General features: G+C 38.9%; 18 protein-coding genes and 1 tRNA gene. 6 read left to right on the top strand and 13 right to left on the bottom strand.

Features of this window, described 5'->3' with window-relative positions; all coding sequences use genetic code 11:
• Positions 1 to 2: 2 nt before the first annotated feature.
• The 7 genes from IPO27_16570 to IPO27_16540 all read right to left on the bottom strand — a co-directional run bounded on the left by IPO27_16570 (position 3) and on the right by IPO27_16540 (position 9544).
• A complete protein-coding gene (locus IPO27_16570; GenBank protein ID MBK8848053.1) occupies positions 3 to 1115 on the bottom strand; it encodes a T9SS type A sorting domain-containing protein in 1113 nt (370 codons plus the stop codon).
• On the bottom strand, positions 1105 to 2277 hold the full coding sequence (locus IPO27_16565) for a hypothetical protein (protein ID MBK8848052.1): 1173 nt from the start codon (positions 2275 to 2277) through the stop codon (positions 1105 to 1107). The genes IPO27_16570 and IPO27_16565 overlap by 11 nt, the downstream gene beginning before the upstream one ends.
• A gap of 16 nt (positions 2278 to 2293) precedes the next feature.
• Positions 2294 to 2812 (bottom strand): SprB repeat-containing protein, encoded by a 519-nt coding sequence (locus IPO27_16560; GenBank protein MBK8848051.1) that lies wholly within the window; start codon positions 2810 to 2812, stop codon positions 2294 to 2296.
• A gap of 334 nt (positions 2813 to 3146) precedes the next feature.
• Complete coding sequence (locus tag IPO27_16555; GenBank protein ID MBK8848050.1) at positions 3147 to 4199, bottom strand: rhodanese-related sulfurtransferase; 1053 nt, start codon at positions 4197 to 4199, stop codon at positions 3147 to 3149.
• Positions 4200 to 4426: 227 nt separating this feature from the next.
• Positions 4427 to 5659 carry a hypothetical protein gene (locus IPO27_16550; protein ID MBK8848049.1) on the bottom strand — a complete coding sequence of 411 codons (1233 nt, stop codon included), beginning with the start codon at positions 5657 to 5659 and terminating at the stop codon, positions 4427 to 4429.
• Between the two features lie 25 nt (positions 5660 to 5684).
• Positions 5685 to 7754: a hypothetical protein gene (locus tag IPO27_16545; protein MBK8848048.1), complete on the bottom strand. Its 2070-nt coding sequence runs from the start codon at positions 7752 to 7754 to the stop codon at positions 5685 to 5687.
• Between the two features lie 116 nt (positions 7755 to 7870).
• Positions 7871 to 9544: a M28 family peptidase gene (locus tag IPO27_16540; protein MBK8848047.1), complete on the bottom strand. Its 1674-nt coding sequence runs from the start codon at positions 9542 to 9544 to the stop codon at positions 7871 to 7873.
• Between the two features lie 644 nt (positions 9545 to 10188).
• On the opposite strand from IPO27_16540, the gene IPO27_16535 reads away from it, so the two are divergent.
• The 3 genes from IPO27_16535 to purD all read left to right on the top strand — a co-directional run bounded on the left by IPO27_16535 (position 10189) and on the right by purD (position 14569).
• A complete protein-coding gene (locus IPO27_16535) occupies positions 10189 to 12081 on the top strand; it encodes a choice-of-anchor J domain-containing protein (protein ID MBK8848046.1) in 1893 nt (630 codons plus the stop codon).
• A 247-nt stretch (positions 12082 to 12328) separates the two neighbouring features.
• A complete protein-coding gene (locus IPO27_16530; GenBank protein ID MBK8848045.1) occupies positions 12329 to 13243 on the top strand; it encodes an aldehyde dehydrogenase family protein in 915 nt (304 codons plus the stop codon).
• Between the two features lie 54 nt (positions 13244 to 13297).
• Positions 13298 to 14569, top strand: a complete 1272-nt coding sequence (gene purD, locus IPO27_16525; protein ID MBK8848044.1) for a phosphoribosylamine--glycine ligase — start codon at positions 13298 to 13300, stop codon at positions 14567 to 14569.
• 9 nt (positions 14570 to 14578) lie between these two features.
• Here purD and IPO27_16520 read toward each other — a convergent pair whose 3' ends face one another.
• Genes IPO27_16520 through IPO27_16510 form a run of 3 tightly spaced genes read right to left on the bottom strand, consistent with a single transcriptional unit; the run spans position 14579 to position 17416 of the window.
• Positions 14579 to 15205 carry an ABC transporter ATP-binding protein gene (locus IPO27_16520; GenBank protein MBK8848043.1) on the bottom strand — a complete coding sequence of 209 codons (627 nt, stop codon included), beginning with the start codon at positions 15203 to 15205 and terminating at the stop codon, positions 14579 to 14581.
• A gap of 12 nt (positions 15206 to 15217) precedes the next feature.
• Positions 15218 to 16018 carry an acyl-ACP--UDP-N-acetylglucosamine O-acyltransferase gene (gene lpxA, locus IPO27_16515; protein ID MBK8848042.1) on the bottom strand — a complete coding sequence of 267 codons (801 nt, stop codon included), beginning with the start codon at positions 16016 to 16018 and terminating at the stop codon, positions 15218 to 15220.
• A 12-nt stretch (positions 16019 to 16030) separates the two neighbouring features.
• Positions 16031 to 17416: a bifunctional UDP-3-O-[3-hydroxymyristoyl] N-acetylglucosamine deacetylase/3-hydroxyacyl-ACP dehydratase gene (locus IPO27_16510; protein ID MBK8848041.1), complete on the bottom strand. Its 1386-nt coding sequence runs from the start codon at positions 17414 to 17416 to the stop codon at positions 16031 to 16033.
• 254 nt (positions 17417 to 17670) lie between these two features.
• On the opposite strand from IPO27_16510, the gene IPO27_16505 reads away from it, so the two are divergent.
• Entirely contained in the window at positions 17671 to 18675 is a 1005-nt protein-coding gene (locus IPO27_16505) for a hypothetical protein (protein ID MBK8848040.1), read from the top strand.
• Here the strand turns inward: IPO27_16505 and IPO27_16500 are convergent.
• Together IPO27_16500 and IPO27_16495 are read right to left on the bottom strand one after the other, a co-directional pair.
• Positions 18673 to 18744 (bottom strand) — tRNA-Arg (locus tag IPO27_16500). The genes IPO27_16505 and IPO27_16500 overlap by 3 nt on opposite strands.
• Positions 18745 to 18813: 69 nt before the next feature.
• Positions 18814 to 19620: an alpha/beta hydrolase gene (locus tag IPO27_16495; protein MBK8848039.1), complete on the bottom strand. Its 807-nt coding sequence runs from the start codon at positions 19618 to 19620 to the stop codon at positions 18814 to 18816.
• Positions 19621 to 19757: 137 nt separating this feature from the next.
• Here IPO27_16495 and IPO27_16490 point away from each other — a divergent pair, with 137 nt between their 5' ends.
• Positions 19758 to 20456: a superoxide dismutase gene (locus IPO27_16490; protein MBK8848038.1), complete on the top strand. Its 699-nt coding sequence runs from the start codon at positions 19758 to 19760 to the stop codon at positions 20454 to 20456.
• A gap of 28 nt (positions 20457 to 20484) precedes the next feature.
• Complete coding sequence (gene serA, locus IPO27_16485; protein MBK8848037.1) at positions 20485 to 21729, top strand: phosphoglycerate dehydrogenase; 1245 nt, start codon at positions 20485 to 20487, stop codon at positions 21727 to 21729.
• A gap of 148 nt (positions 21730 to 21877) precedes the next feature.
• On the opposite strand, the gene IPO27_16480 is transcribed toward serA, so the two are convergent.
• The gene (locus IPO27_16480) at positions 21878 to 22705 is read right to left on the bottom strand and encodes a glutathione peroxidase (GenBank protein MBK8848036.1); all 828 of its coding nucleotides are present in this window, start codon (positions 22703 to 22705) and stop codon (positions 21878 to 21880) included.
• Positions 22706 to 22784 lie beyond the last annotated feature (79 nt).

Here is a 22784-nt window from a genome sequence, read left to right as displayed (position 1 = left end):
TTTTATTTAATTATTAATTTGCGTGATATGGATTTAAAACTATTTTTTACTTGCACAATATACACTCCCTTGGCAAGCGATTCAAAATTAACATCAACTTGTTTATTTACTGTGGTGTGCTGCCAAATGGTCTCGCCTAATAAATTCTGCACTAAAATTTTTACCATTTCTTTATTAGTATTATTTACCTGTATTGTAAATATTCCGTTACTGGGATTGGGGTAAATTCTAGCATCTAATTCCGAGTTTATGTTAAATTGAATTTCAATTTCATTTGAACTATTATTTATCACATCCTGGCTAGATACCGCTGGATTTGATAAACGGGCAAAGCCATTAAAGTTATCACATTCCGGATAACCAGCCGAAGTAAATATATGTGTTTCGTTATTTATGCTTGCTTGTGCATGAAGCTCATTTTTTAAATGAATTTCTTTTCGTGCTGTTAGATTTGAGTTTCCTTTAAGCGTTAAATCAAAGGCTGTAAGTGAATTATGCCCATAGTAATTTCTGCTTTCATTTATGTCAACTACTTCATTAGAGGCAACAGCATCGTATCCTGTAGTTACTCTTGCTAAAATTAATGGGCTTGTGGGATTTGCGATTTGTATTTCTCCAAAACCACCTTTGTACTGCCATCCCGGACCATAAAAATCCTTATCGGTTCCTACCCCCATGTAATTTAAGTTTACAATCCGATGCGGATCTTGAATCCCAAATTGTACGTGGTTATATGGAACTATTTCAAAATATCCATTAGACTGAGTGAACGTTAAAGCAGTGCTGTGTTCAAATTTATCATCTTCTGGCACGAATGGAGTAGAAGGTAAGCCCATTGCTAAATAAACATCTTGAATAGTATACAACCAATTAGCTCCAAAAACCACAGCATCTTTAATCGGATTTCCTTTATCATCGTATATATACCCTGTTACAGCATTGGTAGCAGCGGTATTTAATTGTGACTTTATATTATATACATCGTAATAGTTGGCAGGTTGTGTGTTTGCACCAATCTTAAATTGACGACCTTCCAGCGTTACTATTTGCGCTTTAATAAAGTTATTACCCATTAAGATGATCAATATTAATATTGCAAAATATTTATTTTTCATCTAACCCTCCCTTCTGTTTCGGGTCTTCAATTATGATTTTATTCAATCGATTAATTTGCTCTTGTAGTTGAATAATATAAAGCGTTTGCTCTTCTAACTTTTGGAGCAAAAGTACTTGCATAGCGCCTAGTTCAAACCCGTTGTTTTTTGCAATTTCTTGTGCGGATGGAATACCCGGTAAATGTTTGTTTTTTGTAATAAATGACTTAAGTGCATCGATATCCTCAAGGTGATAGTCCTTTTCAAAAACATAATCAGGCCAATTCTGCGAAGTTACTCTTACATCTTGTGTAGCAATTCCACCACCTACATATAATTTATAGTTTACTGTTGTATTCCATATAACAGGCGGTTCAGTGCCAATTGCTACCCGGCCATCTTTATCAATTATTAATCTTGTTACACCTTCTTCGGCATCCCAGATAAAAAAGTTTTGTTCATTCAGGTGGTCTCGGTCAATTCCGATAGCATACTTTTCTGTAAAGTTTTGCTGAAAACTAATTTGACTTTTCCTGTTAGAAAAAGTAGATTTATTAATGGCAATTCCACCATGATTTTCTACATGAGATACAGTAAGTTGAAATGGATGTGTAGCCCAACTTGGGATTGAAGAATTAATTAAAAACCGATTAGTTGATTGATCAATATATAGTGAAGGTTTAGTATTAGGTATATTCCAAATAAAAAATGAATGTGGTCCACTGCTTACAGGATCTAAATGACTACCAATTGACCATTGTGCCAAATTATTATGCATAAACTTAATTTCGCTTGGCTTAAAGTTGTTGGTTGTATTATATTGATGTAATATTAAGCCTCCCTGCGGTTCATCATGCGTTACATCAAGTTTGGCCAAAGGGCTAGTTGTACCTAGCCCAACTTTAACATCAGTGCATGTCCAAATTGTAGCTGGCGAAACAATGCTTTGCCATACGGGTGGACCTTGCAGCGGGAGGCAGGGCGTTGGTTTATTGCCTGCCTGTAATATTCCATTTGCATCAACATATAGCATTCCAACAGTGGAGCCTAACCCAGCTAGTTTGAAATCACCATTTGATTTTACTCTAAATCGCTCTGTATTATTCGTTCTAAAAACAAAATCCTTATTATCACTCATGCCAATAAATTGTGTCGCAGGATTGGAGTTTGTGTTTCCATTCATAGTCCAATCGCTTCGCTCAGGTTGGCTTATTTCGGTGCGTGCTACGTTTACAATGGCAACCGTTTAAGTCGGTAAGTTCTGCTTCAATGGCACCTGCACCAAGGTTTGTGCGGTTAATGTTGGTATTGCCATCATCCCACATGGCCGAGTATGGGGCAGTTCCTCCGTATATGGTTACCGTTACACTGCCGTTGTAACAATTGTAGCAACTTACATTGTAGCCGTTTGGATATTCATATACCTGCATTTCGTAGTTAAGTTGTTCGGGTTGGGTAAGGGTAATTTCTCTAATAACGGAATTCATTGCTGCATCAGTAACCGAAATGCGATAGTACCCGGCTGCCAAGTCCGATGCATTTTGCATTGCATAGCCATTACTCCATAGATAGGTGTAAGGTGGGCTGCCACCGGTTGCCGTTATATTTATACTGCCATCTTGCGCACCAAAGCAACTGATGTTTTTTCCATGATAATTGCTAGGAGTTAAAGTTACGGATAACTGCGCATTTCCCCTTTCGCTTATAAGAATCAGCATAAGCAATAATAGTACTACATTAGCAAATCCTAATTTGAGTTTTGAGTTTTGAACTTTGAACTTTGAACTTTGAACTTTGAACTTTGAATTGTGTGTGGTGTGCCATAGTATTTAGATTTAGAGTTTGACTAACATAAAGATATAGAATAAATACGATTATAATTACAAAGGGATGAAATTATTTTTTCCAATTCGAAATTGATAATATCCCCATATAAAAATAAGACGGAGTTGCTTTTCAACTTAGCGAATAAAAAATAATTTCTATATCCGGCTTTGCTTTTACTTTTAGCAAATCCATTTCACACATACAAACAGTTGCTAAAATCCGGCACTACTCCTGCTGCGGGTTTAGTATCTTTTTCAGATTTGGGCGTAGTCTGCTTTTGTATACAGCATGGGCATCATCTTTTTTCTTTCCCTTGCGCAAGGTGCGTTGCTCTTCTATCGGCTTTGACACTATATCCATACACGAAGGTGTACAGCAACCGTTATAAGTTGCTTTGCAATTATCACATTGTATAAAAAGCAAATGACAATCGTCATTTGCACAATTGACATGATGGTCGCATGGGGCACCACATTGATGACATTGCGAAATTATATCTTCTGTAATGCGCTCTCCCATCCGCTCATCAAAAACAAAGTTTTTGCCAATAAACCTGGATGGTAATCCCATTTGCTTAATATCGCGCGCATATTCAATTATGCCTCCGTATAATTGATTTACATCTTTGAACCCGTGGTGCTTAAAATAGGCACTTGCTTTTTCGCAACGAATGCCTCCTGTGCAGTACAATATTACTTTGCTGTCTTTTTTATCTTCTACCATTTGTACTGCCATTGGCAATGCCTGTCTAAACGTATCTGCATCCGGACAAAGGGCATTCTCAAATTTTCCAACTTCGCTTTCATAATGATTGCGCATGTCAATAATCACTGTATTCTTATCTTCGAGGTAAGTATTTAGTTCACGTGCATCAATGTGTTTTCCTATGTTATTAAGGTCATAGGCATCTTCGGGCAAGCCATCAGCAACAATTTTTTTCTTAATACGTACAATCAATTTATAAAATGATTTTCCGTCATCCTCTACCGCTATTTTAAATGGAATTCCACTTAGCAAAACATCGTTTTCAATATAGGTTTTGAAAGTCTCAAAAAATTCGGTGGGTACCGATATCTGCGCATTCACTCCTTCCTGAGCAAGGTATATTCTGCCCAGTACGTTAAGCCTTGATAACTCCAAATACAATTTATCCCGATACGCTTCAACATCCTCTATTTTTACATATCGATAAAATGATAAGGTGGTGCGGGCAAGTATATCTTCCTGTAATTTTTTCTTTAATACTCGTTTGTCTATTTTATTGTGTAGTTGTGGCATTGCTGAAACTTTTTTTTCGGGTAGCAAATTTAATTCTTTTAAACGAAAAGGGAATAAAACTGATATAAATCAGGTTATACTTTGCTATGCTAGTTGATGTAAAATTGAGGCTTAAGCACTTTTTTTTAATCTGTTAAATTATTAGTAAGGTGCTACATTTAAAATCATTTTGCTGATGCTTGTGCGCCATAAAAAAGTTACGCATGTTTAACCTGCCAACAAGATGCTTAAAACCTTAATCCGGCACGAAGCGCTATGCCCTGTGCGGTTCCATTTCCAAACTGAAATATTTCTTCGAGGAATCTTGCATTTGCGCCAAAAAACCAATTGCGTACCTGATAATTAGCAGATAAATCAATATTATATGGTTTATATCCTCCTTTGTATCCTGCTACTGCGAGCGAAAAATTATTATTAAAATGGTAGCTCACACGCAAGTGCACTTGTGGTGTAAAAACCTGATCGGCTATGTAATGAAATCCAATACCTGCCACTAACTTTTCTGACAACAACCATTTGTCAATAGACATGCCTATGCGTGCAGGCATCATAGTAGTATATCCTTTTTGATTGCGATAATTGATGAGTGATGATTTATAATTCTCGGTACCATTAACCTGAAGTGATATAGAGTCAAGCAAATTCTGAATTTCAATTCCATCGTAGTAATATGAAGTATCTATTTGAAGACTATAGGTGTTATTGTTCCACTTAACGAAACCGGCATCGGTTGCAAATACGGTAACGGTGTAATTGTTTGGCTTGCCAAACTGAAAATTAAAACTCAATCCGGCACCATGCCCATTAAAAGCATCTAACTTTTTTTTGATGCTGTCGCTGCTATAACCTTTCAAATCCATATCCAGGTTGATGTACGAAATATCAGGTGCAGTGTAAAGCGAACCGGTATTGGTAATATTATTAAGGCGCTGCCCTTTAACATACTGAGGCATTACTGCTAATCGCCAAAAATTGGTTTCTCTATTTTTTTCAAAAATTACTCCTCCATAAATGGTTTGATACGTAGTGTAGTTAAACACAAAATTTTCGAGCGAGAGGGTATCGCCTTTGTAAGGCGAATTTCCATTGAAATATAAATTAAACAAATCATCGGTAAAGTTACCGCCAGCATGCGATACAAAACGCAACCCTGCTATCCATCCTATCTTTGATTTTTTTTGGCAATAATAAAAATCGACTTCGTTATGAAAACCAATCATATTATTATCATTTTGATTTTTTACAACCTCCGCTTTTAAGGTGCTATCGATAAATTCGTTTTGCAAATATGCCTTTGCAAATTTATTTGTGATGGCATTGCCTGCCGAATAATATTCCCAGCTACTTCCTACAAATGAGTAGTTGGTATCTATCTTAACAGGTAAGATAAATTGTTGTGCCATGGTGATGTGAGCCATTGCTGCCCAACAAATTATTAGTACCGAAATCTTCTTTATCATACTTAACTTTATCGTAAAAAAATAATTACTCATTCACATAAATAAAATCAGCAGTCATGCGAATATCAATGGCATAATCCGAATAGATCTTAACATGTTGATTATCTGGCTTGGTCTTAAATGTGGTTTTAAGGATGCAAAACTTTGCATCAAATAATTTCTGCATACGGTCTTTATCAAAAGCTACATCAATGCGTGTTTTTTGTTTTTGCTGCACCACACCGTTTTGTGCAATGGGGGCTGCCATAAGCACTGCTTTTGATAATACAGAGTCAATAATGGTCATTTGATTATTTAAAAGATACAAGGTAGTAACTGCTTCGAGCGGATAGCCATTATCTGCATAGATGCTCAGGATAGCGCTTTTTATTCTGCTAATGTCATCTTGCTTAATGCTAAATGGAAGCGTATCGCAAAGTACCAGGTTGCTTGCCATAAAGTTAAGTGGCATTTCAACATTCAAGTTAAACCGTATGCCATCGCTGTAATAAATAAAATCGTTGTAGTTAGTCACATTGCCGTTTGGATTGGTATAGAGTGTTACCTTGGTATTTATTTTATCGGGAAGGTTCGAAATAAACTTTGGTGCATTGGAATTCGTTTTATTTAAAAATAAATTATTCTGTGTGTAATACACCGGTTGGGAGCCGCCATTGTCGGTTGCTCGCACTATATTTAGAGGATTGCTAAGTGCAGGTCCACCAAGAGTAACTGTATTGGCCTTAGTAGTATTTATCGATTGCATTTGATCCACCTTAACTTGTGCATCTATTCCAATTCCATTTTCTGCGTTTACACTTACCGTTACATCATCCAAATCAAAATCTGCATTGTTGAAATTTTTAAAAATATCGAGGGGCACTTCGTTGGGACCAAGATCAAACGTATCCTGCCCTAAATATCCTCGTGCGTAGTCCGGTACTAAATCAACAAATCCGATTTGGGCATAGAAGCTATCAGTAAGCGAAATGGTTTTCATAACACCTGTGCTGTCAATGCTTGCGCGCAGTGCATTCCACAAGGTGTTTACCGTATCGTGATTGATGCCGGTAAGGTCGAGTTCATAACCGGTAAAATCATAGGTGTTGCTGTATTGGGTTACATTGCCGGGCTGTGCAGGCGCCAGGGTATGATTTATTTTATACGAAACCCCGTTCAATGTTGCCAGTGGAAGAGCATATTCAAACCGTACACTGTCTTGCAAGGTGCTAAACAAATCGAGCTTTATATACCCTGACTTTATGCGTGCTTCGGTAAGTTCTACCTTTAGTACTTTGAGCACAAAGGGCTGCTGTTTGTTTACCAAATCCTGCTGTGGCCAAATGGCCGTAGCCGTTGATGGATGAAGGTCGTACACTTTCAGTTCTGCTATCAATGCATCACTGGTATCAATAAGCACTGGTTGCCCACTGGAGCCGGGAGAATTTAATATCAGGTCGGCAGTCATGTTACCCTCTATTGTTTTACCGGCAAGCGAAATGGTATTCGTTTCGGTAGTTCCTGCTGCTATCAAAGGAAAAATAGTTTGGGCAATTACTACCCCGTTCGATTTGTTTTTCAATTCAATGCTTAGGTTAGTAATATCTACCGGCAATCCGTTAGATAATGTTATATCCATAAATCCGGTAACAAGCGTTATGGTTTGAAATAAGGTATCGGCATTAATATTCTGTGTGCCCGAGCTGATATTTGTAAAAGGCGGAATAGCTAGTATGCCACCATTTTGCGCTATAATAATTTGCCCTATAAATCCTGCATTGCTGCATATCTCTCCTAGCGTTACAGGATAGGTTAACGATTGCGAATACAAACTTAATGAGTCAAGTTTATAACTGCGCGTAATGCTTGTGTCGAATAAGGTAAACAACGAATCTAAGCGGAACTCGTTTAGTGTAGATTTATACACCAGGCTAATGCTGCTATCGGCATTGGTTTGCAAGAGCGAATCACCTTTGATAATATCATCAAGAGCAAGACTTGTTTTTATTAATGGCACCGCAATACCCGATTCCCAGGTTGGGTGTCCATCCTGCTTGCGGCAACCCGCAAGCATTATCATTATGGCAATAAAAAAAATTACGATTCTATTTTTCATGTGTGTTGGTGTTTCTTTTATAGTTTACTGATGTTGTGTTTATCATCGGTTTCGCTTTGCTTTTTTCTTGACTGTATGGTAATGAATGAAATTACCATTTACCTCCATTTGCTAATTTAAAATGTAATGTTGTTCTCCACAATTGCCTCTCCACGTTTAGCCTTAACTATGGTAGTTTGTCCTTTGCTAAATTTTGATAGTGCTTTCATGTACGTCTGCATATCCGAAATTTTTTCTTCGCCCAATTGTATTACAATGTCACCTTTAACCAATCCGGCTTTTGATGCGGGCTTACCATCCGTTACACCATCTATGCGCATACCCTCTCCCTCAAAAGCATAATCGGGCACAACACCTAAGGTTACTTTAAAACGCGGAGTGTTTTCGTTAGTGGCATCATTTGTTTTTACAAATGGCAATTTGCCATCATCATTTAACTCTCCCACCGTTTTATAAATGTACTTGATAATTGCGTATTCACCGCTATAATTTATTTTATCCTCATCATCACTTGGCTTATGATAGTCGCTGTGTGTACCACTAAAAAAATGTATGGCAGGAACACCGTTCAGATAAAAACTGGTGTTGTCGCTAGGTGCCACGCCAGACTCTGTAGTTTTAACTTTTAAATGCGTTATGTTGTTCAAAGCTGGCAGCCAGTTGGGCGATGTGCCCACACCATTTATGATAAGCACCGGTTCTTCGGGTTTCAGCCTTCCTACCATATCCATGTTGAGGTTGTAATTAATTTGTGCTAACGGTGGAGTGGCATGTTCAACAAAATACTTGGAACCTAACAGTCCCATCTCTTCGCCACTGAAGGCACAGAATAAATAATTGTTAGCCTTATATTCTGATTGTTTCAACAGCCTTGCAAGTTCCATCAGTGCAGCGGTACCGCTGGCATTATCATCAGCCCCATTATGAATTTCGGTACTACCGCGATGCAATGAACCATGCTCGCCCAACCCTAAATGATCGTAGTGCGCGCTAATCACTATTGTGGTTTGTGCATTATTATTTAAAAATCCAACTACATTATTACCTATGGCTTCTATCTTAGGAAGGTCAACCCGGATGGTGGCTTCTTTACCCACAAATTTTTTCAACGCTTTTAGATTTTTCCCTTTTATCATTACCACTGGTATGAGTTGCTTGCCTCTGCGGATATTTAAATCTACGGGTAGAATGTCTTTTTCGTTAGCCTCGGTATAAAATATAATTCCTACAGCTCCCTTGCTCATAGCGGTTTCCACCTTTTTTTCCAAATTGGCATGCTCGCCAAATTTACCATGTGGATTGTTACCATCAGGCGACATCAAATCCATTAACAATATTTTTCCTTTTGCATCTATGTTTTTGTAATCGTTCAATCCCAGCGAATCGGCATCAATCCCAAAACCTGCATTTACAATGGTCCCGGTGCCTGACGTATCAAAACCAAACAAAAACGAGGTGAAATCTTTTCCAAATTCAAACCGCTCTTTATTGATAGTAAGCTCATTATTTTTTCCAAAGGTTCTACCTTTAGTAAATGGAAAAGATTGCAAAAAGTTGTTTTCGAAAACCGGTGTTAGCCCAATCGATTTATAATTTTCGATAATGTAATTGCGTGCTTTTTCTTCACCATCGGTTCCGGTTTCGCGACCCATCAATTCGTCCGAGGCAAGGTATACAATGTGCTTTTTTACGTTTGCTATAATGTAGGTGCTATCATTTACACTTTGCTGCGCCTTGGTGTGAATGGAAATTACACTGGTTAATGCAACTGCTATAAAAAATCTTTTCATAGTTAAATATAATTTTGATTATTATTTTAGGATTGTAAAAGTAGGGAAAAATCAGGTAGAAGCATTAACCCGAAACATGACTTATGAATTCTATGGCAGTATATGATTCATGAGGCGTTTAAAAGCACCTTTTGTATGCAAAAGGCAAATGCAGAAGTATACGAACGGCCACATGTAAAAAGGCTAGAAACAGGTATGTTGGCCCTCTTTGTTATCAGCATGCAAATATGCTAGCTTTATTCATAAGCAGGTATAAGCGCAGGTACACACTCTTTGGGAAAAAAATTAGTTGCCTCCTGCATACAATATCAATACGCGTTCAAAAAAACCATGTATAAACCTAAAACTTGGAATAAGCAAACCCAGGCAGAAAAACATTCATTGCAAAAAGAAAAATCGAATTGGTGATTAGCATAAATATAAGGGCAAAAAAGCTGTTACCACTAAAAAATAATACTGCAGATATATGCATTAAAATGGTTCATTAAGCCGATACTTATTACATTTGTACCCGTTATCATAATTAATGATCATCTATTAAGCTCGGCACATAATTTCGCATGTTTCTGTAGTCGATAACAAAGTAAGCCGTATAAAGTGTAGTGCCTTTATTTTGGCTAAGTCTATTCACTCAATCAATTGAAATGAAAAAAATTTTAATTACTCTTATTATTCCTTTGTTGGGATATGCAAGCATGGGGCAGGTATGCGAAGGCGTAACGTTGCTAAACGAAACATTTGAAAAAGGAATGCCATCAGGCTGGATGGCTATTGACAACGATGGTTTGCCTTTGGACTCTATTATGCATGGCCGTGGATTTGGCCCTACGTTTACTATTCAAAATCATCTGGCCCAAAGATGTGTTGGAAGCAGCACGTATGTTACCGGTACTATGTGCGATGACTTTCTGATTACACCAAAAGTAAATGTACTTCCGGGCAAAAATTATTGCCTGGGCTTTCAGGCTGCCAATTACAGGGCCTTTGGCGAAGATTCTTTTGATGTATACATTTCAACTACCGGTAATTCGGCTAGCGATTTCATAACTACAACACCCATTTCATCTTTTCAATTAGGAGCTAACGCTGCCTGGATTAATTACAGCATTGACCTTACTCCATATGCAAGCAAACCCTTTTGGCTAGCATTCAGGCATCATACCAAAGCCTGTTATTCGGCTATCTTTTTTGATAATATAAAAATTTCCAGAGTGGCCACCAAAGATCTTGCCCTGCAAAGCGCCAATACAGCAAAGATGATAGCTCCGGGGAGTATCAATCCCCCCATTCTGGTGTGCAATGGTGGCAAGGTAACTATCACCTCCTTTACGTTGCGCAGGCAACTCAATAATAATTCGGTGCAATCGCAAACGTATAACATGACCGTTACACCTGGTTCATGCAAAACAGTTTATTTTAATTCGAGCCTTGCCTTAACCACCAAAGGCAACTACACACTCAAGCATTGGATTCACAAAGCAAATGGCACCGTTGAAATAAATAAGAACAACGACTCGCTGGTAGCGCAAGTATATGTTGACAACCTAAGTCGTAAAATACTTGCCGAAGAATTTACCCAACCAAGTTGCGGCCCATGTCTGGATTATAATCCTCCTTACGATTCGCTATGCAGCATCTATCGGCAAAACCACAAATTGATTCAATTAAAATATCACTCCAAATGGCCAGGATATGACCCGATGTATAATGAAAACCCTGTACAAAATGATGCACGCATATTTTACTATGGCATACCATTTATTCCTTCGGTGCGCACCAACGGTCAGTTTTTAAATAAATACGATACCATTTTGGGTAGCTATTTTGCCGGACATCCGGTTGGTATTGCTGCTTCTTATTTCGATAGTTTGTCAACACTATCATCCGTTTTTATTTTGGGAGCAACTGCCCAGATTTCAGGCAACAACATAAATTTTGAAGTGAAGGTGAAACCTTCAACCAATATTAACAACGAGCAATGGGTATTACATGCAGTGGTTATGGAAGATACTATTGACTTTAACGGCATCTCTCCGGGCACAAATGGTGAAACCATTTTTTATCAAACCATGCGCAAAATGCTGCCAGACGAAAATGGAACGCTGTTGCCAAACATGAATGCCGGACAAGCACTTACTTACAACTTTTCGTACGATTATACGACCTGTTCATCCTGTGTGATTGACGAACTAAAGTTGGTCACTTTTGTTCAAGACCTTAGAACAAACGAGGTGTATCAATGTAACCTGAGCCAGCCTGTAAGTGTAATTGCAAGCCGTACATCGCGCCAGCAATTTGCCTTGTTTCCAAATCCTACTCGTGGACAAGTGCGGCTTAAGAAATTAGATGAAGAAAATATATTGCAAAAAATAGTGGTAACCGATGCTTCGGGACGTCAGGTGCAGGTACTTGAAAACGTGACCGATCAGGGTAACCTGTACCTATTAGATCTCAGTGGTATGGCAGACGGTATTTACTTTATTGATGCAGTGGGCAACAAATCAACTTGGCAAGGCCGGGTAACCTTGCAGCAATAAATCGTTTTACTGCTGCTTATTGAAAACGGGAATTCAAAAAATATTACTATAATTTTTTTTGACAAATAGTGCCATTAGTTATGGTGCCGTTTTATAGCTGCCTAAAATTTTATGCTTTTCAATAAATCTCTTCGTAAAACAAATTTTGCTAAATTTGCCTATCACAAATGCCGGCAACAAATACTTTTCCTTTTTTCATATAAATAAAAAAGTATAGTCGTCATTCTGAATTTAGTAAAGTAAAAATATGGAAAATACCAAGACTGCCACAAAAGAAAATAGAGTTTCCAAGAATGCCATTTCGCTAAATGGCAATGGGCAAACAACAAGCAGATTGGCCGTAAACAAAACATACAAGATGTATGTTGATGGCAAATTTATTCGTAGCGAATCGGGACGATATTTCACCTTGCCTGCCGATGCCTCCATAAATATTTGCCGCGCCTCGCGCAAAGACATACGCGATGCGGTAGTAGTTGCTCGTAAAGCGCAACCTGAATGGGGCAAGCGTTCGGCTTACAACAAAGGTCAGATTCTTTACCGCATTGCCGAAATGTTGGAAGCACGTAAGGCACAAATAATTTCTTCGCTCATAGCTGAAGGTATTAAACCACAAGCTGCCGAGAGCGAAGTACATGCTGCCATTGACACCTTCATACATTATGCGGGCTGGAGCGATAAGTACATACAACTATTCAGCACGGTTAATCCGGTTGAGAGTTCACACTTTAATTTCTCGTATCCTGAACCACAAGGTATAACAGCATGTATTGCGCCTGAGGCGGGTGGCGCATTGGGTCTGGCACAAAGTATTGCACCTGCCATAGTTGGCGGCAATACGATAATCGTGCTATCATCATATACACACTCCGTTACAGCCTGTATTATGGCCGAAATATTTCATTCATCGGATGTGCCTGGCGGAGTCATCAACATCTTAAATGGTCAGCGCAAAGAACTAATGCAGCACTTTGCCACACACAAGGACATTAATGCAATCGTGTTTAGTGATGTAACGGCTGAGGAGTATAAAGCCATCGAAACCAATGCATGCAGCAACCTAAAGCGTGTGGTAAATCTTGCCAAACGCAACGAGCAAAGTCCATATCGCATTATGGAATTGCAAGAAATTAAAACTACCTGGCATCCGGTTGGATTGTAACAGGTATTACTAATCCCACTATTCCTAATTTTTTTTAAAACTCTCAATTTCTACATGAACGTTCTTCTTCTTGGCAGTGGTGGCCGCGAGCATGCGTTGGCTTTAAAAATTACACAAAGCAAATTACTTACCCAACTATACATTGCCCCCGGCAATGCAGGCACTTTGCAATGTGGAAGTAACGTACCTATCGGAGTAAATGATTTTGGTGCCATCGAAACATTTTGCCTTGAAAATAATATTAACATGATCGTTGTTGGCCCCGAAGACCCTTTGGTGAACGGCATATTCGATTACTTCCAGGCAGCACATTTATCCCACATAAAAATTATTGGCCCTTCCAAATATGGCGCACAACTCGAAGGCAGTAAAGAATTTGCCAAACAATTTATGCAGCGTCATCATATACCTACTGCACGTTACAAGAGTTTTACGAATGAAAACTTCGATGAGGCATTACCATTCTTGCAATCGCTTACTGCGCCTTTTGTGCTCAAGGCCGATGGCCTTGCGGCAGGAAAAGGGGTACTAATAATTGATTCGATGGAGGAGGCACTGCAAGAGCTTGATCAGATGATTAATCAAAAAAAGTTTGGACAAGCAAGTGCAACCGTTGTAATTGAAGAGTTTTTAGAAGGCATTGAAGTTTCATTTTTTGCCTATACCAATGGCAGCGATTATGTACTGCTTCCCGAAGCTAAAGATTACAAACGTATTGGCGAAAGCGATACCGGCCTAAACACAGGCGGCATGGGTGCAGTATCTCCGGTAACTTTTATTACTGATAGCTTGCGAAATAAAATTGAAACGCAAATTATTGCTCCAACCATTAATGGACTTAAACAAGAAAAAATAATTTATACCGGCTTTGTATTTTTTGGATTAATGATTTGCAACCAGAAACCCTATGTGATAGAATACAATTGCCGCATGGGTGATCCCGAAACCGAAGTAGTGGTACCGCGCATTCAATCAGACTTGCTGGCGTTATTTGCATCAAGTAGTTTGAAAGATTATAAAATAGAAAGCAATCCATCGTATACAGTAACCGTAATGTGTGTAGCAGGCGGCTACCCCGGCCATTATGAAAAAGGCAAAATTATTTCGGGAGTTTACCAGTCTTGCGAAAGCGTTATCATGCATGCAGGCACAATGATAAAAGATAATACTTTGGTAACGAATGGCGGGCGCGTATTGGCAATAACTTCTAAGGATGCAGATTTGCAGCTGGCGCTACAAAAATCTTACAACACCATCAACCAGCTTTGTTGGGATGGCATTTATTATCGTAAAGATATTGGGAAAGACCTGCTAGCGTTTATATAAAAACGTAGCTTATTGATAATCGCTAATCCTTATAGTTTTATTGCAAACAAAAATCTCTTCGGCTACACTGTTCGAGCTAATAATTACCGTGCGGTTATCAGAATAATTTTGCATCAGCATCTTATACCATTCATAACCCTGCGCATCGAGGTTGGTAAGGGGCTCATCAAGCAGTAAAAAAGGCGTATCAGACAAAAATGCCAGAGCAAGCTTCAATCGCTGTTTCATCCCTGAGCTGAAGTTTTTAATTGGCTTATCAAGTGACTGGGCAAGGTTGGTAATGGCAACAAAAGCTTCCTGGTCTGCAACCTTTGGTTGTAGCCTCTTAAACTTAAAATAAAATTTTATTAGTTGCTTCATAGTCATATCCTCAGGCACTTCGAGGTAGGGTGCAGCATAAGCCATGTAATTGTATTGCAGCATGGCATCCACAGTACTATCGTTTATAGTAACCGTTACACTTCCTTTATTCGGCATCACATGGCCGGCAATTATCTTGAGTAAGGTACTTTTTCCACAGCCATTAATGCCGGTAATAGCCCAACGCTCGCCATGGTATATGGTGGTGGTAACATTCTTAAATAAAAAAAGGCTTCCGTATTTTTTGGCCACTCCTTGCAGGGCAATGCTGTTCACGGCAAAATATTATTAGTCGTTATCCTCGCCTGCATAACCTTTCATAATGCCACGTTGCGAATCGGAAATAAATTTTACGATTTCGGAGCGAAACTTGCTTTCAGGCAAATTCGTATTGATAAGTTCAATCGCTTTTTTTGATGTATGCTTTTCTTCAAACACAATGCGATAGATGTTGTGAATAGAGGTAATGTCATCGTTGGTATATCCGCGTCTGCGCAATCCAACAGCGTTTATTCCAATGTAAGAAAGTGGCTCATGGGCGCTCATGGTATAAGGTGGTACATCTTTGCGCACTAAAGATCCTCCACTAATCATTACATGCGAACCAATATGAACAAACTGATGTACAGCACTAATGCCACCAATGATTGCATAATCATCAATGGTTATGTGTCCGGCAAGGGTAACCAGGTTGGCAAGTATGCAATGATTACCTACTATACAATCGTGAGCAACATGTACATAAGCCATAAGTAAATTATTGCTGCCTACAACGGTTTTGCCCAACGCCTTGGTGCCACGGTTTATAGTTACACACTCGCGTATGGTTGTATGGTCTCCAATTTGAGCAATGGTAACTTCATTTTCAAATTTTAAATCCTGAGGCACAGCAGAAATTACAGAACCCGGAAACAATTTGCAATGCTTACCAATACGGGCACCATCATAAATGGTAACGTTATTGTGCAATTCGCATCCATCTCCAATTTCTACATCACCGTGTATCACGCAAAAAGGGCCTATGGTAACATCATTGCCAATGCGTGCATTTGGGTTTATTACTGCAAGGTTAGAAATGGAGTTAGCCATAAAAAAATATGCTTAGCTCTTTTTAATTATTTGGGCCATCATCTCCGCTTCAAGAGCTACTTTGTCGCCAGCATAAGCCACACCACGCATAAGCACGATGCCTCTGCGTATGGGCTGTACCAATTCAAGGTCAAACACAAGGGTGTCGCCTGGTAATACTTTATTCTTAAACTTGGCATATTCTATTTTCATAAAATAAGTCCAATAATTACTGGGATCGGGTACTGAATTCAGAGCAAGTATACCTCCAGTTTGTGCCATCGCTTCTATTTGTATCACTCCTGGCATTACAGGGTTATTAGGAAAATGGCCTTCGAAAAACCATTCGTTCATGGTTACATTTTTTACTCCAACCACTTTGGTTTCGCTTAGCTCAATTATTTTATCAATTAATAAAAATGGAAAACGATGTGGAAGGTAAGAGGCAATGCGATTGATGTCGAAAACAGGTGGCTTATTTAAATCAAATTTAGGAACTACTGACTTAAGACGCTTGCTCTTAATCATTGATTTAATTTTTTGCGCAAACTCTATATTCGCTTTGTGCCCTGGGCGGGCGGCAAGTATGTGCGCTTTGAGCGGTACGCCTATGGTTGCAAAATCTCCAACAATATCTAACAACTTATGACGTGCAGGCTCGTTGCTAAAATGCAACTGAATGTGATTGAGCACTCCTTTGCCTTCAACTTTGATATCGGGTTTATTAAATATTTTTTGAAGTTCAGCAATTTCACTATCCGGAATAGGCTGGTCAACCAATACAATTGCATTACTTATATCTCCCCCTTTAATCAAATTCTTTTTTAAGAGGGGCATAATCTCGTGTAAAAAAACAAATGTGCGGCAAGCTGATATTTCGCTTTCAAACTGATTCATTGAGTGTATCTGAGCGTGCTGTGTTCCCAATACATCGCTGTTATAGTCAACCATAACGGTAACACGAAACTCTTCGCTTGGTACTGCAAGCATTTCTACTTTGCGCGATGGGTCTTCGTAGGTGATGTTTTCGTCAAGCACATAATACTTACGTTCAGCTTTTTGCTGCTGCACACCGGCACGTTTTATTGCTTCTACAAATGCACGCGAACTGCCATCCATAATTGGAATTTCGGGGCCAGATATTTCTATCAGGGCATTATCAATTTCCATTCCGGCTAGCGCAGCAAGCAGGTGTTCAGTTGTATTTACACTTACTCCGTTTTGCGTGATGGTTGTACCACGGGCTGTATCGCTAACAAGATCGCAGTCAGCAATAACTTCTGGGTTACCTTGGAGGTCAATTCTTCGAAAACGAAATCCTGAATTTTCAGCTCCCGGTAATATGGTAATGGTCGATTTTTGACCGGTATGCAATCCCACTCCTTCTACCGAAACGGCCGTTTGTATTGTAGTTTGCATGTTTGATTTTAGTTGCTGCGGCATAGCCGCAACAGGCACTGTCTCCACTTCTGTCAATTGCATTGAGGAATTTTTTACATGGGCAAATATAGGGTTTTAGTTTACATACTCACATAGATTATATCGTACGCATAATTTTGCTTGAATAGTGGCGCCTCTGTCTTAGAAATGATGATTGCATATGGGTTGCAGCATTTAAAGACTGTTTCTTGTTAAAATCGAGTATCTTTGTTTTTTATCAACTCAATTAGAATTTGAATGTTGAAAATTCCATAGCGACACAGAAAGTATTGATTGCACCATTAAACTGGGGCCTTGGCCATGCAGCCCGCTGTGTGCCTATTATTAAGCAACATATAGAGGCAGGAAACGAAGTGATAATTGCCAGTGATGGTGATGCATTAGATTTTCTTAAAAAAGAATTTCCGCAATTGCGCTGTTTTCAACTACCTTCTTATCGTGTAATCTATCATCTCAATTGGTTTTGGGTTCGCTTTTTATACCATTTGCTGTATCTAAAAAAAGCAATAAAGTCCGAACATAAGGCTACCTGCGAAATTGTGAATACACTAAAACCCGATATAATCATTTCCGACAATCGTTATGGAGTTTACCATCCACATAGTAAAAGTTTATTAATCACACATCAATTGTCCTTTGTTTTTAAAGGATGGAAAAAAATATTTACTACTCCGGCAAGGAAAATCCTTGCCGGCTTAATCAATAAATTTGATGAATGCCGGGTTCCTGTGCCCGATATCAATAATAACCTGATCCCAGAACTGGTGAAGAACGAGTTTATTAATATTGACATCGTGCCAGTGGGCTACTTAAGCCGGTTTAGGTATACATCAGGTGCAGAAAAAACCATTGATGTATTAGTCCTGATAACGGGCCCTGAGAATTACCGCACCGAGTTTGAAAACGAAATGATTGAGCAATTAAATGAAAGCGATTGCAATGGAATTTTAATACGGAGCAGTAACAAAAGCATGATAAAAAACCTAACCAACCATCGAGTTACCGTGGTAGACTTTGCTACAACTGAGCAATTACAACATTGGCTGGCTCACACCAAAACATTGATAAGCCGCAGTGGCTATAGTACGGTGATGGATGCCTTGCAGTTTGATTGTGAATGCCTTTTTATACCTACCCCAAATCAACCGGAGCAGGAATACATAGCACAACAATGGGCAAATAGAAAATACAGGCAATTGCCAATAGGAAAAGTAAAAGCAGGAGAAAAAATTTTGTAGTCTCACCGGGAATCGAACCCAGATCTAGAGTTTAGGAAACTCCTATTCTATCCGTTGAACTATGAGACCAAATATGAGCGTACAAACATAGGTAATTTTCCTAAAAATTTCTGTCCAGTTGATACCACAAGACACCTATTATCTTAAAAACGCAATCAATGCATTGGTATAAGCATCAAATTCGCGAAGGTTATTATGAGCCCCGTTGGATATAGTTATGAGGGTCTTGGGACCTAAGTAAAGCCCATGCAGGGTGGTGACGTGATGATAAGGAACAACCTCATCCTGAGTGCCATGAACTAAAAGTAACGGTACCCTTATATGTTTCATATACCGGATGCATGAAAATCGATTGCGCAAGGTAAATTGAGGAATAAAGTATGGATAGTTTTTCTTGGCAATATCCATGATAGAGGTATACGGAGTTTCGAGAATTAAGCGGCCTTTGTTATGCATTGCCATTAGATGACAGGCCACACCACTGCCAAGTGAGCGTCCATAAATAATGATAGAATCACTATCAAAACCTTGTTGCAACAAGTAATTGTAAGCTGCCTGCGCATCAGCATAGAGGCCCTTTTCGGATGGAGTGCCTGTACTTTTGCCATAACCGCGATAGTCTATAATAAGCAACCCGTATCCTGTATTTTTAAAATTATCATAGGTTAATTGCCAACTATCCATAACACCGGCATTGCCATGAAAATATAAAATAATTTTTTTTGAACCCTTATTGATATGCAAAGCATTAATACGCTCGTTATCGCTCGTTTCAAGAAATAACTCTTCAGCATTGGGGCCTGCATTAAATTCATAATCGGAAGGAAGCTTCGAAGGGTAAAACAACAACCGCTCCTGAAAGATATATGCCGCAAGCAATACCAGTCCGTATAGAATAATTAATATGAAAATTATTTTTGCCACCGCATCATCAATATCATACAAAGGTAGAAGAATGTTTGTTACACAAGACTGCGCATAAGCGCTTTATGCTTGAATTATGCATGAACAAAAAATATTCTCTGCACAACTACCACCTTGTGTGAAAGAAAATCATCTACTTTTACAGAAAATAATTTGTTATGAAAAAGCAATCCCGAAGAACCTTTATAAAGCAAACTGCATTTGCTGCTACCGCATTGCCACTGATAAATTCAGGTGTATTTGCTGCGAATTCCGAACCGCTAACTTTTTCACTTGCTCCGCTTCCTTATAAATATGATGCCCTTGAGCCATACATAGATGCACTCACCATGCAAATCCATCACGGCAAACATCATCAGGCATATGTTGACAAATTGAATGCAGCCATTAAAGACGAAAATATAAATTCGGCAAGTATCGAAGAGTTATTGGCCCATGTGTCGAAGTATAAACCAGCAGTACGTAACAATGGCGGTGGTCATTACAATCATACCATGTTTTGGGAATTAATGACACCAACAACCGAAAAAAACATTCCCTCTAAACTTTCCGATGCCATAAATGCCTCTTTTGGAAATGTAGACGAAATGAAAAAGCAATTTACTGAAGCCGCATTGAAGCGGTTTGGCAGTGGTTGGGCATGGTTGGTAGACGCTGGCAATAGCCTGTTAATATGTTCAACCCCAAATCAGGACAATCCGTTGATGGACATTGCCGAAGTAAAAGGCAAACCACTTATGTGTCTTGATGTATGGGAACATGCCTATTATCTTAAGTATCAAAACAAAAGGGCCGACTATATTACAGCATGGTGGAATACGATGAACTGGAACATGGTTGCCGGTCGAATGAAATAAAAGCCTTAAAGAGGCAACCAAAATTTTTATGGTTAAAAAAATCAAATCCGCTACCTCCTTTCCAAAAGAAAAAATTAAAATTCTGCTTGCCGAAAATGTACATCAATCGGCCATAGAAGTATTTAAGCGAAACGGTTATACCAACATCGAGTCGCATAAAGGAGCCATGAACGAAGCTGAGTTATTACAAGCAGCGGTGCATTTTCATATTGTCGGAATTCGCTCAAAAACAAAATTGAGTAAAGCGTTTTTCGAAAAAGCAAACTCACTAATTGCGGTTGGAGCCTTTTGCATAGGCACAAATCAGGTTGACATGAATGCTGCCACCAACAAGGGCGTATCCTTATTCAATTCGCCATACAGCAACACCCGTTCGGTAGCAGAACTTACCATAGCAGAAGCAATTATGCTGATGCGCAGGGCTATTGAAAAAAATGCACAACTACATCAGGGTGTATGGAATAAAGAAAGTAAAAACAGTTTTGAAATACGCGGAAAAACGCTGGGGATAATCGGTTATGGACATATCGGTTCGCAAGTATCCATATTGGCCGAAGCGGTTGGCATGCGTGTATTGTTTTATGATGTGGTACCACGTATGGTATTGGGCAACGCGCATGCATGCAAATCGCTTAGCGAGTTGCTTGCTGCCAGCGATGTAGTAACGCTGCATGTGCCCTCGTTACCATCAACCAAAAATCTAATTGATGCATCATCCATTAAACAAATGAAACAAGGTGCTAAATTAATTAATAATGCACGGGGCGATGTTGCCGATTTAGAAGCGGTAGCAAAGGCTTTGCAATCGGGCAGGTTGGGAGGATATGCTACTGATGTGTTCCCTTATGAACCCGAAAGTAACAATGAAAAATTTAGCAGTCCCTTGCAACAATTGCCCAATGTTATATTAACCCCTCATATAGGAGGGAGCACCGAAGAAGCGCAATTTAATATAGGCGAAGATGTGGCTATGAAACTGGTAGATTTTATGGACAGTGGCAGTAGTATGGGGTCGCTGACTATACCCGAATTAAGTTTACCATTAATGCAGGGGACACACCGCTTGTTGCATATACATCGCAATGTGCCAGGTGTGTTAAGAGATATAAATGGTATACTGTCATCGTTAAAGGTTAATATACTTGGTCAATATCTCAAAACAAATAATAACGTGGGCTATGTGGTACTTGATGTGGACAAGAAAACATCGCCTAAACTTATTAGTGAGTTAAAAACTGTTAGCAATACGATAAAAGTGAGAAATCTATTTTAAGCAAGTAACCGCTTGAAATACAATTGCCACTAATACAGGTATGGGTACGAATTTTTTGCAAGAAAAAGTAATTGAATTATTCGAATGTGGAATTTGTTTGCTTAATCCTGGAAATTAGTTCATTCGTAGTAAAAAAAATCAGCTACTACTAGAACCTTACTGCCTTAAGCACCTTTGCATTTTGATTGGTAGTTACCATAATAAGAAACAACCTGCTCTTAATGCTCGCATTTATTTTAATGGTAGATACGCCCCGGCTAATAAAATAATCATCTGTATTCAAAACCCTTCCCGACATATCTATCAAAGAAATTTTTGCTTCATGGTTATTTGCAGAATTTATATCAAGTATTATTTGGCCTGCATTATCAATCGAATTAATTTTCACATCAAAAAAAGGATTTAACTCTTGTAAACTGAGGTTTACAGGTGGGGTCAAAATCCAATTTACAATAGCGGTGTCAAAAGGTAAAGTAGTTGAAGGATGATGAGCCACCCAATTACCAACCTCATCAATGCAAAACTTATGAAAATTCCACGATACCTGAGCATCAGCTACGCCATTAAGGTACTGCCATTGCAACCATTTATACCAAGGAGCAGTATCCGGTAAGGCAATTCCTGCCTTACTCATCATCTGAAATTTTACACCAAATACCCCGGTGCAAAAATTTAAAATAGTGCTATCCTCACCCGGGTCTTGTGCGCCAAAATCGTTACAAGGAAAACCGATTACCTCAAAATTGTTGGCATCATACGTTGAATCTAATGCCTGAAGGGCTGCAAACTGCGGAGTAAACCCACAAAAAGAGGCGGTGTTTACTACTAATAGTTTTTTGCCATACCACTGCGAAAAAGAAATGGTATCACCCAAAATTGTAACCCCGCTAAAGCTGTGGAAATTTTGTTGGCCTTGCGCATTTCCATTATTAGAAATCAGAAACAAGATTAAAATGAAAGAGGTAATTCTTAGCATGGTTGATGATTTATTGTAATTGTAAAGATAGGAAAAATCAACAGCTATCACATTTAAATTTAAAAGTGCCTTATCTTTG

The sequence above is a fragment of the Bacteroidota bacterium genome (genome assembly GCA_016714535.1).
In the GTDB taxonomy this organism is placed as follows: Bacteria; Bacteroidota; Bacteroidia; order AKYH767-A; family OLB10; genus JADKFV01.
Note: the sequence above shows the minus strand (reverse complement) of the source record. Positions and strands in the feature narration are given on the sequence as shown.

What these genes read in the sequence shown, in the direction of transcription:
- purD (MBK8848044.1), top strand. Translation starts at nt 13,298, where the DNA reads ATGAACGTTCTTCTTCTTGGCAGTGGTGGCCGCGAGCATGCGTTGGCT.
- IPO27_16555 (MBK8848050.1), bottom strand. Translation starts at nt 4,199, where the DNA reads ATGCCACAACTACACAATAAAATAGACAAACGAGTATTAAAGAAAAAA.
- serA (MBK8848037.1), top strand. Translation starts at nt 20,485, where the DNA reads ATGGTTAAAAAAATCAAATCCGCTACCTCCTTTCCAAAAGAAAAAATT.
- IPO27_16560 (MBK8848051.1), bottom strand. Translation starts at nt 2,812, where the DNA reads ATGCTGATTCTTATAAGCGAAAGGGGAAATGCGCAGTTATCCGTAACT.
- IPO27_16550 (MBK8848049.1), bottom strand. Translation starts at nt 5,659, where the DNA reads ATGATAAAGAAGATTTCGGTACTAATAATTTGTTGGGCAGCAATGGCT.
- IPO27_16570 (MBK8848053.1), bottom strand. Translation starts at nt 1,115, where the DNA reads ATGAAAAATAAATATTTTGCAATATTAATATTGATCATCTTAATGGGT.
- IPO27_16530 (MBK8848045.1), top strand. Translation starts at nt 12,329, where the DNA reads ATGGAAAATACCAAGACTGCCACAAAAGAAAATAGAGTTTCCAAGAAT.
- IPO27_16490 (MBK8848038.1), top strand. Translation starts at nt 19,758, where the DNA reads ATGAAAAAGCAATCCCGAAGAACCTTTATAAAGCAAACTGCATTTGCT.
- lpxA (MBK8848042.1), bottom strand. Translation starts at nt 16,018, where the DNA reads ATGGCTAACTCCATTTCTAACCTTGCAGTAATAAACCCAAATGCACGC.
- IPO27_16510 (MBK8848041.1), bottom strand. Translation starts at nt 17,416, where the DNA reads ATGCAAACTACAATACAAACGGCCGTTTCGGTAGAAGGAGTGGGATTG.
- IPO27_16480 (MBK8848036.1), bottom strand. Translation starts at nt 22,705, where the DNA reads ATGCTAAGAATTACCTCTTTCATTTTAATCTTGTTTCTGATTTCTAAT.
- IPO27_16535 (MBK8848046.1), top strand. Translation starts at nt 10,189, where the DNA reads ATGAAAAAAATTTTAATTACTCTTATTATTCCTTTGTTGGGATATGCA.
- IPO27_16540 (MBK8848047.1), bottom strand. Translation starts at nt 9,544, where the DNA reads ATGAAAAGATTTTTTATAGCAGTTGCATTAACCAGTGTAATTTCCATT.
- IPO27_16545 (MBK8848048.1), bottom strand. Translation starts at nt 7,754, where the DNA reads ATGAAAAATAGAATCGTAATTTTTTTTATTGCCATAATGATAATGCTT.
- IPO27_16565 (MBK8848052.1), bottom strand. Translation starts at nt 2,277, where the DNA reads ATGAATGGAAACACAAACTCCAATCCTGCGACACAATTTATTGGCATG.